The sequence below is a fragment of the Kosakonia sp. WA-90 genome (genome assembly GCF_039871955.1).
GTDB classification, from domain to species: domain Bacteria; phylum Pseudomonadota; class Gammaproteobacteria; order Enterobacterales; family Enterobacteriaceae; genus Kosakonia; species Kosakonia oryzendophytica.
In genome coordinates this window covers 171707-188453 of record NZ_JBDPLJ010000001.1, presented here as the reverse complement: position 1 = coordinate 188453, position 16747 = coordinate 171707, and the positions used below count along the sequence as shown (strand labels likewise).

At 55.9% G+C, this 16747-nt stretch carries 14 protein-coding genes; 5 read left to right on the top strand and 9 right to left on the bottom strand.

All coding sequences use genetic code 11. The features are described 5' to 3' along the window. Positions 1 to 54 precede the first annotated feature (54 nt). Positions 55 to 1224, bottom strand: a complete 1170-nt coding sequence (araJ, locus tag ABGA49_RS00840) for an MFS transporter AraJ (protein WP_347664976.1) — start codon at positions 1222 to 1224, stop codon at positions 55 to 57. 225 nt (positions 1225 to 1449) lie between these two features. On the opposite strand from araJ, the gene ABGA49_RS00835 reads away from it, so the two are divergent. Further along, complete coding sequence (locus tag ABGA49_RS00835) at positions 1450 to 1902, top strand: GNAT family N-acetyltransferase (RefSeq protein ID WP_061495904.1); 453 nt, start codon at positions 1450 to 1452, stop codon at positions 1900 to 1902. Positions 1903 to 1941: 39 nt separating this feature from the next. On the opposite strand, the gene fdnI is transcribed toward ABGA49_RS00835, so the two are convergent. Genes fdnI through fdnG form a run of 3 tightly spaced genes read right to left on the bottom strand, consistent with a single transcriptional unit; the run spans position 1942 to position 6532 of the window. Beyond that, positions 1942 to 2598 carry a formate dehydrogenase-N subunit gamma gene (gene fdnI / locus ABGA49_RS00830; protein ID WP_061495905.1) on the bottom strand — a complete coding sequence of 219 codons (657 nt, stop codon included), beginning with the start codon at positions 2596 to 2598 and terminating at the stop codon, positions 1942 to 1944. Beyond that, positions 2591 to 3475, bottom strand: a complete 885-nt coding sequence (gene fdxH / locus ABGA49_RS00825) for a formate dehydrogenase subunit beta (protein WP_061495907.1) — start codon at positions 3473 to 3475, stop codon at positions 2591 to 2593. The genes fdnI and fdxH overlap by 8 nt, the downstream gene beginning before the upstream one ends. Positions 3476 to 3484: 9 nt before the next feature. After that, entirely contained in the window at positions 3485 to 6532 is a 3048-nt protein-coding gene (fdnG, locus tag ABGA49_RS00820; RefSeq protein ID WP_347664975.1) for a formate dehydrogenase-N subunit alpha, read from the bottom strand. A gap of 211 nt (positions 6533 to 6743) precedes the next feature. Here fdnG and yddG point away from each other — a divergent pair, with 211 nt between their 5' ends. After that, the gene (gene yddG, locus ABGA49_RS00815) at positions 6744 to 7628 is read left to right on the top strand and encodes an aromatic amino acid DMT transporter YddG (protein WP_347664974.1); all 885 of its coding nucleotides are present in this window, start codon (positions 6744 to 6746) and stop codon (positions 7626 to 7628) included. 36 nt (positions 7629 to 7664) lie between these two features. Here the strand turns inward: yddG and ABGA49_RS00810 are convergent, their stop codons facing one another. After that, positions 7665 to 9158, bottom strand: a complete 1494-nt coding sequence (locus tag ABGA49_RS00810; RefSeq protein ID WP_347664973.1) for an MFS transporter — start codon at positions 9156 to 9158, stop codon at positions 7665 to 7667. 119 nt (positions 9159 to 9277) lie between these two features. Between ABGA49_RS00810 and ABGA49_RS00805 the strand changes: the two genes are divergently transcribed. Beyond that, complete coding sequence (locus ABGA49_RS00805; RefSeq protein ID WP_061495917.1) at positions 9278 to 9853, top strand: TetR family transcriptional regulator; 576 nt, start codon at positions 9278 to 9280, stop codon at positions 9851 to 9853. Here ABGA49_RS00805 and nhoA read toward each other — a convergent pair. The 4 genes from nhoA to ABGA49_RS00785 form a co-directional block, all read right to left on the bottom strand. Then, positions 9850 to 10692 carry an N-hydroxyarylamine O-acetyltransferase gene (gene nhoA, locus ABGA49_RS00800; RefSeq protein ID WP_347664972.1) on the bottom strand — a complete coding sequence of 281 codons (843 nt, stop codon included), beginning with the start codon at positions 10690 to 10692 and terminating at the stop codon, positions 9850 to 9852. The genes ABGA49_RS00805 and nhoA overlap by 4 nt on opposite strands. 75 nt (positions 10693 to 10767) lie before the next feature. After that, positions 10768 to 12423: an iron ABC transporter permease gene (locus ABGA49_RS00795; protein WP_347664971.1), complete on the bottom strand. Its 1656-nt coding sequence runs from the start codon at positions 12421 to 12423 to the stop codon at positions 10768 to 10770. A gap of 48 nt (positions 12424 to 12471) precedes the next feature. Then, positions 12472 to 13440: an ABC transporter substrate-binding protein gene (locus ABGA49_RS00790; protein WP_347664970.1), complete on the bottom strand. Its 969-nt coding sequence runs from the start codon at positions 13438 to 13440 to the stop codon at positions 12472 to 12474. Next, the gene (locus ABGA49_RS00785; RefSeq protein WP_134318169.1) at positions 13437 to 14138 is read right to left on the bottom strand and encodes an ABC transporter ATP-binding protein; all 702 of its coding nucleotides are present in this window, start codon (positions 14136 to 14138) and stop codon (positions 13437 to 13439) included. Before ABGA49_RS00785 ends, ABGA49_RS00790 begins: the two co-directional genes overlap by 4 nt. A 237-nt stretch (positions 14139 to 14375) precedes the next feature. Here ABGA49_RS00785 and ABGA49_RS00780 point away from each other — a divergent pair, with 237 nt between their 5' ends. Further along, complete coding sequence (locus ABGA49_RS00780) at positions 14376 to 16169, top strand: diguanylate cyclase (RefSeq protein WP_347664969.1); 1794 nt, start codon at positions 14376 to 14378, stop codon at positions 16167 to 16169. A 5-nt stretch (positions 16170 to 16174) separates the two neighbouring features. Continuing rightward, positions 16175 to 16747 (top strand): flavin reductase family protein, encoded by a 573-nt coding sequence (locus ABGA49_RS00775; protein ID WP_061495931.1) that lies wholly within the window; start codon positions 16175 to 16177, stop codon positions 16745 to 16747.

Here is a 16747-nt window from a genome sequence, read left to right as displayed (position 1 = left end):
CCCGGCCTGCAAGGGTTTTCATCACCCGCGTTGCAGGCCGGAGAAGACGCGGGTTTACTCTGCCACCGGTTCCAACTGGCGCGCGGCTTTACGACGCCCGTACATCATCAAGGCCGCCATTGCGGCCAGTGACAACAGCGCAGCAGGGAGTGTGAGGTAGCTGTAGGTAAAGCCAAACGCAATGATCAGCCCGCCGAACCAGGCGCCGAGGGCATTGCCGAGGTTGAACGCCATCTGCCCGCCTGCTGCGCCGAGCATTTCACCGCCCTTCGCATTTTGCAGCAGCATAATTTGCAGCGGCGCGGAAACGGCAAACAACCCGGCGCAGCATACAAACCCCATTGCCAGCGACGCCTGCTTATGTTCACCCAGCACAAACAGCGCCAGCATTGCCAGCACCACAATCAGTTCGGTCACAACCGCAATGCGCAGCGGGCTGAATCTTACCGATAGTCTGCCGCTGAACATATTGCCCAGCACCATACCCAGCCCCATCAGCATCATGATCAACGTCACTGCGGTGGGGGAAAAGCCAGCGATAGTCACCATAAACGGTTTGACGTAGCTGAACCAGGCAAACACCCCGGCATTACCGAGCATGGTGGCGGCAAAAATCAGCCACGGTTCCGTTTTTCGCAAAAAATGAAACTGCTCACGCAGGTGGGTTGGCGCAGTATCGTGCAGGTCCGGCACCCAGAAAATCACCGAAACAATCACTGCTGCATCGAATAACACAATCAGCATAAATGTGTAACGCCAGCTAAATTCATGCCCCAACCAGGTACCCAGCGGGATCCCCACCAGGTTGGCGACGGTCATGCCCGCGATCATCCCCGCCACCGCCATGGTCACTTTGCCCGGCGGCGCAATTTTGGAGAGGATTATCGCGCCGACGCCAAAAATCGCACCGTGGGGAAACCCGGAGATTAACCGGCCAATCAGTAACATCGTGTAGGAGTTGGAAAAGGTGAAAATAGCATTACCAAGGACGCACAACGCGACCAGAAACAGCATCACCTTTTTGAGCGAAAAGCGGCTGGAGAACAGCGCCATAATCGGCGCGCCAATGACCACGCCCACGGCGTAACCGGAGATTAAGTACCCGGCAGAAGGAATAGAGATACCGACATCCCTGGCAAGTTCGGTGAGGACGCCCATGATGCCGAACTCCGCCATGCCTAAACCAAAGGTCGCAAGTGCCAACGAAAAAACCGTTTTTTTCATACTACGGACCACTTGTTAAAAGATTGCGACTCGCATTATTGACCATCCGCTCCGGGCAGACCAGTTGAAATGTCCCGGCTGGCACATTAATCCATGGATTCGGTCGCTTTTGATCTGTCGGATATCGAATGGCGTGCGAACGGTAATAAACGTAACGGCAGACTGCCGCGCCGGCATAAACCAGGCTATGCTCAAAGAGTTCCCTCTTCCTGGAGCAGGAAAGCCATGCATACGCTTCGCGTTGAACGACTGTCATCCATTACCGATACGCTGGCAACCGATTTAACCCGGCTGCTGGCAGAGCTTTCCCCCCACGCACCAACGCTAAGCGTGGAAGACTTTCAACGCGTGTTTGCGTCTGACTCGGTGCATCTGTTTGTGGCCTGGGATGATGGCGTTCCCGCCGGTATGTTGACCTTAGTCTGTGCGACACTGCTCTCTGGCAAGAAATGCATGATCGAAGATGTGATTGTCGGCAGCGAATTCCGACGCCGTGGCATCGCGACGGCGTTGCTGCGCTCCGCCCTCTCCTTTGCCTGCATTTATGCTGCGCGCTATATCGAACTGACCTCTCGTTCTGAGCGTGAAGAGGCCCACGCGCTGTACCATAAATTTGGTTTTTTTGAGCGGCAAACGCATGTATATCGCTTAACGTTGCTTAATAAACCCCTTCTCTAAGCCGTCTGCGCCAGACGAGGTGCTGGCGCAGTTTTTCAGTTAGTTAATGCCTTCCGTGCTCTCTTTTTTGGCTTCCATTCGCTCGACCTCACGGTACCAGCGCGGATGATGTTTTTGCGCCCAACGGCGGCTGACCTTACCTTCCACCATGCCTTTAATGGAGCCTTTCACCCAGAACGCCATATACATATGGATCAGGATGGCATGGATTAAAATAATGGCCGAGGTGGCGTGCAGCAGCAGACTGTAGCGGATCACCTGAATGGGAAAATAGTGCGCAAAGTAAGGTCGCCAGATGATGACGCCCGTGACCAGCAGCACGGTCATCATGCTCATGATGGTCCAGAACATCATCTTCTGCCCGGCGTTGTATTTCCCGACTTTCGCCACTTTGTGCTCATTGCCTTTTAACACCTCGACGATGTTTTTCAGCCACGGCAGATCCTGCTTGTCCGGGATGTTGTGATGAACAAAACGCACAAACATACACATCAGCGCCATGAACACCACCACACCAAAGAACGGGTGCAGAATACGTCCCATCTGCGGTGTACCGAACGTTTCTGTCAGCCATTGCAGCGTCGGGAAGAAGAACGAAATCCCGGACAAGGCGACAAGGAAAAAGCAGATAACCACCGTCCAGTGACAGGCGCGGTCAATAAACTTTGTGCGCACAATCATTTTCGACTTACTCATGGGGGGACTCCTCGTCGTCATCCACTTCTTTGTTCGGCCCGATGCCGACGTAGTGATAAATCAGCCCGGCGAAGGTGGCGATAAAGCCGGCGGCAGAGAGCGGTTTTAACACCCCTTTCCACAGCCCGACCGCCGTATCGATATGCGGATCTTTCGGCAGATTGTGATAAAGCTGAGGCTGATCGGCATGATGCAGCACATACATCACATGCGTACCGCCGACCCCCTGCGGGTTATACAGCCCTGCGTTGTCGTAACCCCGCGCTTTCAGCTTCTCAACCCGCTGTTGCCCCAACTCCAGCATCTCCTCTTTGGTGCCAAAATGAATGGCACCTGTCGGGCAGGTTTTCACACAGGCTGGCTCCTGACCCACACTGACGCGATCGACGCACAGCGTGCATTTATAGACCCGGTTATCCTCTTTATTGAGGCGCGGGACATTAAACGGACAGCCAGCGATGCAATAACCGCAACCGATGCAGTTCTCCTGCTGGAAGTCGACAATGCCATTCGCGTACTGAATGATCGCCCCGGCGGACGGGCATGCCTTCAGGCAGCCGGGATCCGCACAGTGCATACAACCGTCTTTGCGGATTAACCACTCCAGCTTGCCATTCTGTTCGGTTTCGCTAAAACGCATCACCGTCCAGGATTTGGCGCTGAGATCGGCGGGGTTATCGTAAACCCCGACGCAGTGCCCCACCTCATCGCGGATATCGTTCCACTCCGAGCAGGCCACCTGGCAGGCTTTGCAGCCTACGCAGGTGGAGACGTCGATCAGCTTGGCGATTTCCGCTTTGTGATCGCGCGCCCGTGGGGGCGGCGTCACCGGGTTGGTTGCGGAGCGTTTGATAATGTCCTGAGTTTCCATTGTCATACTCGCCCCTTACGCCTTCTCGATATTCACTAAAAACGCCTTATATTCCGGTGTTTGCGAGTTCGCATCACCGACGTTTGGCGTCAGGGTGTTGGCGATATACCCCTTCTGCGCCACGCCTTCAAAGCCCCAGTGCAGCGGGATGCCGATAGTTTCCACAGGCTGACCGTGAACCTGCAACGTACGCAGACGCCGCGTGACGACTGCCACCGCGCGGATAAACCCACGCTGGCTGCTCACCGTTACCCGATCGCCATTAGCAATGCCTTTTGCCGCTGCCAACGTTTCGCTGATTTCAACGAACTGCTGCGGTTGGGCGATGGCGTTCAGACGCGCATGTTTGGTCCAGGTATGGAAGTGTTCGGTCAGGCGATAGGTGGTGCCGACATACGGGAAGCGATCTTTTTTCCCCATTCGTTTCGCATCTTCCGCGTACAACCGAACTACCGGGCTGGAGACCACATTCGGGTGTAACGGGTTCGTGCCAATCGGGGTTTCGACCGGTTCGTAGTGTTCCGGGAAGGGCCCTTCCGCCAGCTTATCAAGCGCAAACAGGCGGCCCAACCCTTCCTGCTGCATGATAAACGGCCCGGTATTGCTGCCTGGCGGCGCGGTAGAAAAGTCCGGAATATCGTTACCGTGCCATTTCGTGCCGTTCCACTGGATCAACATCCGTTTCGCATCCCAGGGTTTCCCTTGCGGATCGGCGGAGGCGCGGTTGTACAGCACACGGCGGTTCATTGGCCATGCCCACGCCCAGCCCAGCGTATTGCCCAGCCCCGACGGATCGGCGTTATCGCGATTCGCCATCTGATTGCCCTGTTCAGTCCAGCTACCGCTGTAGATCCAGCAGGACGAAGACGTAGTGCCATCATCGCGCAGCAGTGCGAAACTGTTCAGCAGTTGCCCTTTTTTCGCCAGCAACTGACCGTTGGGATCGTACAGATCCGCCAGCGCATAGCCGTTGTTCTCTTTCGCCACCTCTTCCGAGTGTGGATTGTGGGGCTGGCTGTAGTTCCATGACATTTTCAGCAGCGGTTCCGCACCTTTTCCGCCTTCCATACGGTACATATCACGCAGGCGGTGGAAAATCCCGGCCAGAATTTCACCGTCATTCAATGCTTCTCCCGGCGCATCCTGACCTTTCCAGTGCCACTGCAACCAGCGTCCGGAGTTAGCAATAGAGCCATCCTCTTCGGCAAAACAGGTCGACGGCAAACGGAACACTTCCGTGGCAATCATCGCCGGATCGACATCGTTCATCTCACCGTGGTTCTGCCAGAAGGTGGAGGTTTCCGTCACCAGCGGGTCGATCACCACCATATATTTGAGCTTGCTCAGGGTGCTGACGACGTTGTTTTTGTCCGGGAACGAGGCTACCGGGTTAAAGCCCTGGCAGATGTAGCCAGTGACTTCCCCCTTCGCCATCATGTGGAAATACTTGATGACGTCGTAAGACTGATCCCACTTCGGCAACCAGTCGAAGCCCCAGTTATTCTCTTTCTGCGCGGCATCGCCGTAGAACGACTTCATCAGACTGACAAAGAATTTCGGGTAGTTGCTCCAGTAGTTCACCTGATCCGGCAGCATCGCTTTCGGCGTATTCGCGCTCAGGTATTGCTGCAAATCCGTCTGTTTTTCCGACGGCAGCGTCAGGTAACCTGGCAGGCTGGTCGACAGCAGACCGAGGTCCGTTAACCCCTGAATATTCGAGTGCCCGCGCAATGCATTCACCCCGCCGCCAGCCATGCCCATATTGCCCAGCAGTAACTGGATCATCGCCATGGTGCGGATGTTCTGCGCGCCAACGGTGTGTTGCGTCCAGCCTAAGGCATAGAGGAAGGTGGTGGTGCGATCGGCTGCGCTGGTTGAGGCCAGCACGTTACACACTTTCAGGAAGTCCGCTTGCGGCGTGCCGCAAATGTTCTCGACGGTTTCCGGGGTATAGCGTGAGACATGGTGTTTCAGCAGGTTCCACACACAGCGCGGGTGGCTGAGGGTGTCATCGCGTTTGGCGTAGCCGTTTTCATCAAACTGATAGTTCCATGATGACTTGTCATACTGGCGTTTCTGCGCGTCGTAACCGCTGAATAAACCCTCTTCAAAGGCAAAGTCATCCCGTACCAGCAGGCTGGCGTTGGTGTAATGTTTGACGTATTCGGCGTTAATCTTGTTATGTTCGATCAGGTAGCGCAGCACACCGGAGAGGAAGGTGATATCCGTCCCGGAGCGGATTGGCGCGTAAATATCAGCCACCGATGCAGTACGCGTAAAGCGCGGATCGACCACAATTAGCGTGGCATCATTGTTATTTTTGGCTTCCATTGCCCAGCGGAAACCGACCGGGTGGGCTTCAGCGGCGTTACCGCCCATCACCATCACCACGTTGGCATTTTTGATATCAACCCAGTGGTTGGTCATCGCACCGCGACCAAATGTTGGAGCAAGACTTGCTACCGTTGGTCCGTGTCAGACACGCGCCTGGTTATCTACCGCCAGCATGCCGAGGGCGCGCACAAATTTTTGTGTCAGCATACCGGTTTCATTGCTTGCCGCTGATGCGCAAAGCATACCCGTAGAGAGCCAGCGATTGACTGTCACCCCTGTGGCGTTGGTTTCCATAAAATGCGCATCGCGATCGTCTTTCATCAGACGGGCAATACGGCTGAAGGCGTCATCCCAGGAGATGCGCTGCCATTTATTCGAGCCGGGTGCGCGGTATTCCGGGTAACGCAGGCGGTTTTCGCTGTGTACGTAATCCAGCAAGCCAGCGCCTTTCGGGCACAATGCGCCCCGGCTGACCGGATGATCGGCATCCCCTTCAATGTGGTAAATGGTCTCTTTGGCGTTTTTTGCGCCATCTCCCAGGCTATACATGACGAGCCCACAACCCACGGAGCAGTATGTGCAGGAATTTCGGGTCTCTTTTGCGCGAAGCAATTTATAATTTCGCGTTTGAGCCAGCGCCATTTTCGGGGCAAACCCCAATGCGGCAACTGTGGTTCCTGCCATACCGCCCGCGCAGATGCGGAAAAATTGTCTGCGGCTGACGTCCATTGCTTTCCTCATTATTGGTTTTCGACTTCGGGCGGGAAACTAAACATTCCACACGGTGTGGTAATTGCGATAAATCAATAACCGCCGGGGGCTGATACCTAATAGTCGCCGCTGTGGGGTTTTTCTTATCCTTAAGGATTACGTCATTCGCCCGGCAACAAGTAACTGTGTTATAAGGTGAGGTTTTGTTACGGACAATATAAGTGCAGCGATGACGAAAAAACGCGCAACGCTAATTGGTTTACTGGCGGTATTATTATGGAGCACGATGGTCGGGTTTATTCGGGCAGTCAGCGAAGGACTCGGCCCGGTGGGCGGCGCGGCCATGATCTACAGCATCAGTGGCTTGTTGTTAATCTTTACGGTGGGTTTTCCCCGCCTGCGCGCTATTCCCCACCATTATCTTATTGCCGGTAGCGTTCTATTTGTCAGCTATGAGTTGTGCCTGGCACTCTCGCTGGGGTATGCGAATACGCGCCAGCAGGCGATAGAAGTGGGGATGGTGAATTATTTATGGCCGAGCCTGACGATTCTCTGCGCGATATTATTTAACGGGCAAAAATCCACGCTGTGGGTTGTCCCCGGTTTATTACTGGCATTAGTGGGTGTGTGCTGGGTATTAGGCGGTAATAACGGTCTGAATATTGCCGATATCCAACGCAATATTATTTCCAACCCGCTCAGTTACGCGCTGGCTTTCGCCGGGGCATTTATTTGGGCAATTTACTGTACGGTAACCACCAAATACGCCAAAGGGGCGAATGGCATTACGCTGTTTGTTTTACTGACGGCAGCAACCCTGTGGGTAAAATTTGCCCTCACGCCGCAACCCGCCATGCTCTTTACACTGCCGGTGGTGGTGAAATTAGTGATGACCGGTATCGCGCTCGGTTTTGGTTATGCGTCATGGAATATTGGCATATTGCACGGCAACGTGACTGTATTGGCGGCGGCGTCGTATTTTACACCAGTGTTCTCTTCGGCTCTGGCGGCGTTTGTTTTAAGCGCCCCGCTCTCCTTCTCATTCTGGCAAGGCGCGGTGATGGTGTGCGCCGGGTCGTTGCTCTGTTGGTGGTCGACCCGGCAGGTGGCTTAACCCGGCGTCTGCGGGCGCAGGTGAAGCCCTGCGTCCTTATCGTGACGGCTGTTCCGCTTTTGCCAGACTGAACCAGATCCCCACCGCCAGCACGATCAACAACACACCTGCTGTACTCAGCGCCACGCTGTGAGAACTGATAAACGCCGTTTTTGCGGCAGCGATAATCTCCTGCGCCAGACCCGTATTGCTCTCCTGCGCCAGGCGGAACGCCTCACCAATCGAGGAGGACGCCTGTGTCACTTCGTGACTGCTCAACCCCGACGGCAACTGGATAGAATGGGCAAAGCTGCGGCTTAAAATCAGGCCAAACACCGCAATCCCGAGCCCGGCCCCCAGTTCGTAGGACATGGTTTCAATCGCGCCCGCCGCCGCCGCTTTCTCTTTTGGCGCTGCGGCCATGATAGCCGAGGTTGACGCCAGTAATGCGCTGGCGGCGCTGAATCCCAGCAACGCCATCAATATTCCGGCCTGCCATGGCTGCGTGGAGAAATGGGTGACCGACAAGCCAAGAAAACTGCATGCGCTTAACGCCATTCCACCCGTCGCGACCCGCCGTAAACCCAGGCTGGACACCAGAAAGCCTGCAATTGGCCCGCTAAACCCACTGGCCAGCATCACCGGCAGCATAAACACCCCGGCAGCAAACGGCGTAAAGCCGTGCACAAATTGCAGTTCCTGTGCCATCAACAGCTCAAAACCGACCAGTGTGATCATCGCCGTCATCGCCATCACAACGCCGCTTAAAATCACCGGGTGGGTAAACAGACGCATATCGATCATCGGTGTTTTTGCCGCTAACTGCAGACGGACAAACGTCGCCAGCAACAGGCCACCGACCAGCAACGTGCTGGTGATAATCCACAGCGGCAATGCCCCTTTCATGGCGCTTTTGGCGCTCCAGACCAGCAGCAGGATTGCCACAATCAGCCCCAGCGCCTGGTTCAGGTTTAACGGCTGTTCTTTACGCCCCTGCTGGCGCGGTACCAGGCGGGCAGTCAGCGCCATCACCATAAGCACGATCGGCACGTTAATCAGGAATACGGAACCCCAATAAAAATGCTCCAGCAGCATGCCCCCGACTAAAGGACCGAACGCGGCTCCGCCGGAACCTACCGCCGCCCACACACCCAGCGCAGTATTACGGTGACGCGCCTGCGAGAACGTCGTGCGGATACCGGCAAGCGTTGCCGGTACGATCATCGCCGCCCCTATTGCCAGCAGTGAGCGTGTGGCGATAAGCCAGCTGGCGCTGGTTGCGAAAGCCGCCAGCAACGAAGCCGTACCGAACAGGCCGCTGCCCATCAGCAGCAGGCGTTTAAAACCGATTCTGTCACCCAGTGCGCCCATTGGCAGCACCATGCCCGCCATCACCAGCGAGTAAATATCAATTATCCATAACAGTTCATTACCGCTGGCGTTCAGTGCGCTGCTGAGCGTCGGCGCAGCGACGTGCAATACCGTCGCATCGATGGCGACCGGGATGTACACCAACACGATAATGACCAACGTTAACCACTGACGAAACATACAACACTCCACGTTTTATCAATCCTGGACAGGCGTCCAGAATGCCGATCCTACGTAAAGTTGAACGCATGTCCAGCTTTTTGTTACACTCGGTTTCGTCTCTGTTGAGGGGAGTTTTTATGCGTTACTTACACCGTGATGATCGCCGGGAGGTGATCTTACAGGCCGCCATGCGTGTGGCGCTGGCGGATGGGTTCGCCGCCATGACGGTACGGCGTATCGCCCAGGAAGCTGCTGTGGCGACGGGCCAGGTTCATCACCATTTCGCCTCGTCGAATGAACTTAAAGCGCAGGCGTTTATCCGGCTGATCGACGCATTGCTCAATGTGGAAGTGGTCCCTGCGACTGCACCGTGGCGCGATCAATTGCATTCCATGCTCGGCAGCGATGACGGTGGACTGGAGCCTTACGTGCGACTGTGGCGTGAAGCGCTGGTGCTGGCTGGTAAAGAGCCGGAAATCAAAGGCGCATATCTGCTGACCATGGAAATGTGGTGTGACAAAGTCGTGGAGCTGATCGACAAAGGCCGTGCCGCAGGCGAGTTTACCGGCGGCGATGCGGCGCACGATATCGCATGGCGGCTCATTGCCTTTGTCTGTGGGATGGATGGCATTTGTATGCTGGGGATGCCAGATGTCGATGAAGCAGCCTTCAATCGCCATCTGGCGGTTATGATCACAAAAGAACTGTGCTAAGCCTGTACACCGTGCAGTTCGAAACGCGACATCACCGTCTCCAGCTCTTGCAGACTAAAACCATGCTGCGCGTCATTCACTCCCAGACCAAAACGGGTTTGCAGGGTTTCATACAGTGCAGCCACGTCGGCCAGCACCTTTTCTTCCTGCACCTGCCCCTGCCGCCAGTGGGTAAAGTGGAAGTTGGTGAGCGTCAGTTTCTCCCCGTCCGGCAAATGGCGGCACATCAGCAGATGATGGCGAAAATGCGACGCCGGCCAGTGGGCGGAGTGAAAATTACCCATCACAAAATCCGCCTGATATTGCCGCCCCATTTCAAACTGATACATCGACTGCCAGCGTTGATGGTGACGGAACTGCAACACCCAGTCGTCTCCGGCGCGCTGTAAACGGTACACGCCATGCGGAGTGATCTGCTCAATATCAGCTTGCAGCCTGATCGGCGCGGTCAGAGTTTGACCGCCAAAGCCCACATCGGCGATCCACGGCTCTCCCGCAAGTTGAACCAACAAAATGCGGTGGGTGCGCGGCGGCATCTGCGACGGGTTGGCGATCACCACCCTCCCCAGCAAACTGCGCACCTCGAAGCCCACCTCGTTCAGCGCGCGTTCAAATAATCCATTTTGTTCAAAACAGTAGCCGCCACGGCGGGCCACCACCAGTTTTTGGAAGACAGCCTCATCGCTGAGTTCGATTTCACGCGGTAGGACCACATCAAGGTTTTCAAAGGGAATCGCGCTGTTGTGATGCAGATGCAGCGCCCGCAGTGTCTCCAGCGACACATCCAGAGAAGCGTTCCAGCCAATACGGGCCAGATAAGCGGTCAAAAAAGGGGTCATACAGGCTCCTTGCGAAAGATGTCCCTTTGTTATAACGCATTTTTTTCCCTGTACCGGCGATTTTGTGCCCTGCATTTATCGCTTTGTGCTGCGTTGCAACAGGCTCAGCGCCGTGAGCATTAACAGCAATCCGGCGATCAACGTCAGTGTCGCCATGGCCATCCCCTGACCCACCGATCCCTGCTCAAACTGCCGCCAGATAAACACGGCGACCGTTTGTGTTCCGGCGGGGGCCAGCAACAGTGAGGTGACCAGTTCGCGAGAGGCAATGGCGAACACCATTAACATGGCTGCCAGCATGGCCGGAAAGATCAATGGGAGCACAATCAGACGCAGTGCCTGAAAGGCGCTGGCACCGTGTACCCGCGCGGCGGGCTCAAGATTGCCGCCAAGTTGACGCATAGCGCTACTGATATAGCGCACCGGCCAGGGCAGCAGCAGGCAGCAATAGGAGAGCAGCAAAATCGCCCACGTGTTGTAAGGCGAAACCGGCCAGAATGCACGGTTCCACATCAGGATTAACCCCACCCCGACCACAACCCCTGGCAACGCCGCAGGCATCAGCGAAAGCGCATCGATGATGGCGCGCCCTTTTACCTTCTGTAATACCACCAGCCAGGCAATGCACAACCCCAGAAAACCGGTGAGCAGCGCCGCCGCCAGCGCCAGCGACAGACTGGTGCCAAGCGCCCAAAGTGCATCGCCCCGTTCAGCAAACAGCGCGGCAAAATGTTTCATCGTCAAATTAGCGAGCGACACGCCGCCCGAGAGTGTTGAACTGAATGCGGTAATGGCCATCGACAATCCAGGCAACACCACTGCAATAAAACCGACCAGCGCCATGAGAATGACAACCGGTATGCTTGCCAGACCGAGCCGTGCGCCCACGTTTTCAGTGGGTTTACCCGAGACGCTGGTAACGTCGCTGCTGCCGGTGAGTTTGCGTTGCAGCCACCATCCGCCCAGGGCAATGGCGATCAGTACAACGGAAAGCAGCGCGGCGCCTGGCATGTCGATGGGCCAGTCGGCCAGCTTCTCTTCAATTCCCACTGTCAGCATCACCACGCCGGCACGTGTCCCCAGCGCGGCGGGAACGCCGTACTCCTCTACTGCAAGGGTAAACGCCAGCAGCATCCCGGCAGCCAGTGCGGGAGACAAGAGTGGCAATGTGATATGGCAAAACGCCCGCCAGGACGTCGCACCGTGGACACGCGCCACTTGTGCCAGGCGTTGCCCGCTGGCGAGCAGGCTGCGTGATACAGCGAAATAGACCACCGGGAAAATATTCAGCGTCATTACCAGCACAATCCCGCTTTTGCTGAACAGCAGATTATTCAGGTCGAGACCGGTAAGCTGCATCAGATACCCCTGCGTTTGCAGGATCAGCATCCATGACAAGGCGGCAATATAGGGCGGCGTGAGGAACGGGATTAAAAACAGCAGATCCCATAATTTTGGCCACGGCACATCGAATAACCCCCGCACGATGCCGAGCGGCAGGCCAATCAACATGCTGAGTAGCGCAACACCGGTGGCAATACGCAGCGTACCGCTGAACATGGCGGGCAGTTGCGGTTCCGCCAGCAGCGCAGGCACCCCGGCGAACGCATCGTTGAATGTCCCGGCGCTGAAATGGGGGAAAACAGCCTGCAACACAATAAACAGTAACGGTAGCGCCACCAACAGCGCCAGCAGCGCCATCGTCACTCGCGCAATTATCTTCTGGTTCACAGCGGCAATCCTGAAAGCGGGGTTACCCCCGCTGAAATGAGAATGGCATTACTGCGCAAACAGCGTATTAAAGCGCTTCAGGACTTCACCGCGTTCGCTGGCGCCGCCACTTTGCGTCGGTAGCACCTTCAGTTCGGTGAACAGCGGGCGTTTTGCTTCAACATCGGTACGGGCAGGCATTAGCCAGGCATCGGCAACCATTTTCTGTCCCTCCGGCGACAGCACATAGTCCACGAATGCTTTGGCGTCATCGGCATGCTGCGTGGTTTTGAGGATCATCATCGGGCGCGGCGCAATTACCGTGCCGCTGGCCGGGAAGATCACTTTCAGCGATTCACCCTGCGCAATATTGCCGTAGGTGACGTAATCTACTGCGCCAAACACTGCCGCTTTCGCGCCTTGCATCACGGGTGTGACGGCCTGGGCATTTGGGCCGCTTACCACCATGCCGTTTTGTTTCAGGGCATCGAACAACTGCCAGGCTTTCTCACCCATGCCGTTTTGCAGGCCAATCAGCAGATCCAGCGACGCGCCAGAGAGCGCTGGATCCGGCGTGGTGACTTTATCTTTAAAATCTGCGGTGGTCAGATCCTGCCACTCTTTCGGTTCCGGAGTGCCGCTTTTGCTGTTCCATACAATGCCCAGCGCGGAAACCCCTTGCGCAATGTAGTCCGTGCTTTTTAGCGTCTCCGGCACTTTCGCGGCGTTCGCACTGCTAAACGGCAGCAACCAGCCCCGGTTATGCAGATCTTCTGCAGTGTCCCAGGAGGCAGAGATCAAAATATCCGCCTGTGGATTGGCTTGTTCTGCTTCCAGTCTCGCCATGACTTTGCCGGTGGTGGCCTGGAAGATATTGACCTTCACGCCGGTCTTCTGCTCAAAACCGTTGGCAAGGCTTTTTGCCAGCGACCCAGGACCGGCGGTATAGACGGTCAGCGCATGCGCACTGGACATGATCATGGACGACAACACCATGGCTAAAGCGACTCCTTTTTTGACAGACAGTATGGTTTTCATGCCATTTCCCCTGAGGATGATGTAACGGTGCATTCAGATTCAACAGTGCCAGCGGCGAGATGCACAATGCGGTCGGCAAGCCATTCCGCTTCCCGACGATCGTGGGTGACATAGACGGCAGTGGTGCCGATTTGACGCAGCAATTGCGCCATCTCATGGCATAAAGACTCGCGCAGTGCGCTGTCGAGATTGGAGAGCGGCTCATCAAACAGCAACACACGGGGTTCGGCGACAATGGCGCGCGCCAGTGCGACGCGCTGCTGTTGCCCGCCGGACAACCCTGCGGGTTTACGTCCGGCGAATGCCGTCAACCCGACTCTTTCCAGTGCCTGCATGACGCGTTGCTCACGCTCGGCACGCGGAACATTGCGCATCTTCAACGGAAAGGCGACGTTTTGCGCTACGCTCATATGCGGCCACAGCGCGTAATCCTGAAAGACCATGCCAATGTCACGCGCTTCAGGCGGTAACGACCAACCCGCTTTTGCCATCAGGCGATCGCCAAACCAGATCTCACCGAATGCGGGTTCAGCCAGCCCCGCCAGCAAACGCAGCAGCGTGCTTTTGCCGCAACCGGAAGGCCCTAGCAACGCAACGACGCTACCGGGTTGAATATGTAAGTCGATATGATGGAGAACGGTGTGTGTGCCAAAAGCGTAGGAGACACCTTTAAGGCGGATATCCGTGAATGCATCCATCAGCAGGCTCCCGCAGCAGGAAGCCGTGACTGACCCATGAACCGCAGCTCACAGGACGCATCCACCTGCGCACAAGTCAGGGGAGCAAACATACTGGTATCCTCTTTGGGATTTGATTCGGCTGACTATAGGCAGGGAATATGACGAATAAATGACGTGAATATTGCGCATTGATTTTTAACAGGATGGCTAAAATGATAGGCATACCTCTCTTTACCTTTTAAAAGGCAATATCGCGTGCGTATCGCAACGATCACTAATTTTGCTTATGTCGCCACGGTGGTCTTAACGCTGACATCGGGCGTGGCGTTATTTCTGGCGTCCAATGCGGAGCGCGCTGAGCGCGCCGCGGTGGCACAAAACCGTGTTTTCGACTCCCTCACCGATGATCTGGAAAAAGAAGCGTACGCCCTCACCGACCTGGCGCGTGAAGCGGTGATAAAAAAGCAACCTGAAGCGATACAGAGCTGGAAAACCCGCGAAGAGCAGGATGTGGCGCTGGAGAACCACCTGATCGCGCTTCACGATAACGGCGCATCTGATGCAGAGATCCTGATATTGCGAGATGGTATTGCGACACTGGATCAGCTTGAAGATGAACAACGTATCGCCATTGCCAATATGGAGGCCGGTAAAGTCAGTGAGGCGATGGATTTGCTGTTTAGCGCGAACTATGAAGAGCGTCTTTCGGAAACGGAGTACCGTTTCGCCCATTTCCGCAGCCTCGCCGATCAACGCACCCAGACGGTCATTAACGAAGCCACTGAACGTTCGTTACGTTTGCGAACATTGTCGGAAATCATGGTTGGTCTGACGGCGGTGCTGTTTCTCTTTGTGCTCGGTTTTATTATCAAACATCGCATTCTGCGCCCGGTGGTCACCTTAAGCGATGTGGTTAACCGCCTGGCGACGCAGGATTACGCCGTGGAAGCGCCAGTCCTGGCGCAGGTGGATGAAATTGGCGATATGGCGCAGGCGATTCGCGTATTTCGTGAAAACGGTCTGGCCCGCCAGCGTCTGGAGCAGGAGCGCGATGCGGAATGGGGAACGCGGACGCTACTGGCGCGCATGACGCAGCGCTTGCAGGGCTGCGACTCCCACAGCGCGATCATCAAAGTCGTCAGCCGTTTCGCACCGCAAATCATTCCGAATATGGGCGGTCGTTTGTATCTACTCGATAAACGCACCGGGCGCATGAAATGTGCCGCGCGCTGGGGGCTGCCGCCGGGCGAGGATCCGGCATTTTCACCTGACAGTTGCTGGGCACTGAAACGCGGGCAATTGCACAGCCCCAGTAAAGACGCGGTGGATATGCCCTGCGAACATATTTCGCCGGAGATTGCACCACGAGCGATTTGTGTACCGCTGAACGCGCAGAATAAGAGCATTGGTCTACTGACTTTCGATAACTACACGCCGGATAAAGAGCCGCCGTATATCTATCTGGAATTGTTAGCGGAAACGCTGGCGCTGGCATTAGCCAACCAGATCCTGCGCGATACACTCACCGAAAAAGCGACTTTCGACTCGCTGACCGGGTTGCGGAACCGCCACAGTCTGGATGAGACGCTACGCAGTATGATCGATCAGGCAATGGTTGAAGGCACAATGTTGAGTTGCCTGATGGTGGATGTTGATTACTTCAAGAGACTCAATGACCTGCACGGACATGAAGCGGGAGATAAGGTTTTGCGCGAACTCTCACGTTTGATTACCGATGTGCTGGATGACAAAGGGCTCGCCTTCCGTTACGGAGGTGAAGAGTTCCTGCTGATCCTGCCGGATACCAATGAGTCGCAGGCCATGAGCGTTGCACAAACGCTGCTCGATACGGTGTTGAACCACCTGATGCTGTACGAATCGCAGGATATTGGCCCGGTTTCGGTTTCCATTGGGTTGGCTACCTGGCCGCGTCATGCCAGGGCGGATAACCTGGTGCGGGCAGCGGATCTGGCGCTCTATCTCGCCAAAGAACAAGGGCGCGGGCAAATTGTTGTCGCCCGCAATGCTGATAACCACCGAACGGAGTAACCGAGATGAGTCATTTTCGCCCCGTGGCGCTGGAGCATGCCAGCCGTTTGCTTAACCACGGCCCGACCATTTTAATTACCAGTCGAGATGAGCAGATCGACCGCCGCAACGTGATGGCAGCGGCATGGTCAATGCCAGTGGAATTCTCGCCGCCGCGAATCGCCATTGTGGTAGACAAAAGCGCCTGGTCACGTGAGCTGATTGAACGTAGCGGCATGTTTGGCATTGTGGTGCCGGGTGTCGCGGCGACAAACTGGAGTTATGCCGTTGGCAGCGTGACCGGGCGTGACGAAGATAAATTTAACTGCTACGGCATCCCTGCGTTTGCCGGGCCGGTGCTCGGTCTGCCAGTGATTGAAGAAAAATGTCTGGCGTGGATGGAGTGCCGTTTGCTGCCGCCCACCGCCGCGCAGGAAAAATACGACACACTGTTTGGCGAAGTGGTCTCTGCGGCGGCGGATGATCGCGCCTTTGTTAACGGGCGCTGGCAGTTTGATGATGACAAGCTCAATACGATTCATCATCTTGGCGGCGGCACGTTCGTCACCAGCGGCAAGCGTATCACCGTGGGTGAATGA

Excerpts from the sequence above, each read along its gene's own strand:
- ABGA49_RS00785 (WP_134318169.1), bottom strand. The coding sequence starts at position 14,138 with ATGGATGCATTCACGGATATCCGCCTTAAAGGTGTCTCCTACGCTTTT.
- fdxH (WP_061495907.1), bottom strand. The coding sequence starts at position 3,475 with ATGACAATGGAAACTCAGGACATTATCAAACGCTCCGCAACCAACCCG.
- fdnI (WP_061495905.1), bottom strand. The coding sequence starts at position 2,598 with ATGAGTAAGTCGAAAATGATTGTGCGCACAAAGTTTATTGACCGCGCC.
- nhoA (WP_347664972.1), bottom strand. The coding sequence starts at position 10,692 with ATGACCCCTTTTTTGACCGCTTATCTGGCCCGTATTGGCTGGAACGCT.
- yddG (WP_347664974.1), top strand. The coding sequence starts at position 6,744 with ATGACGAAAAAACGCGCAACGCTAATTGGTTTACTGGCGGTATTATTA.
- ABGA49_RS00790 (WP_347664970.1), bottom strand. The coding sequence starts at position 13,440 with ATGAAAACCATACTGTCTGTCAAAAAAGGAGTCGCTTTAGCCATGGTG.
- ABGA49_RS00805 (WP_061495917.1), top strand. The coding sequence starts at position 9,278 with ATGCGTTACTTACACCGTGATGATCGCCGGGAGGTGATCTTACAGGCC.
- ABGA49_RS00810 (WP_347664973.1), bottom strand. The coding sequence starts at position 9,158 with ATGTTTCGTCAGTGGTTAACGTTGGTCATTATCGTGTTGGTGTACATC.
- ABGA49_RS00775 (WP_061495931.1), top strand. The coding sequence starts at position 16,175 with ATGAGTCATTTTCGCCCCGTGGCGCTGGAGCATGCCAGCCGTTTGCTT.
- ABGA49_RS00835 (WP_061495904.1), top strand. The coding sequence starts at position 1,450 with ATGCATACGCTTCGCGTTGAACGACTGTCATCCATTACCGATACGCTG.
- araJ (WP_347664976.1), bottom strand. The coding sequence starts at position 1,224 with ATGAAAAAAACGGTTTTTTCGTTGGCACTTGCGACCTTTGGTTTAGGC.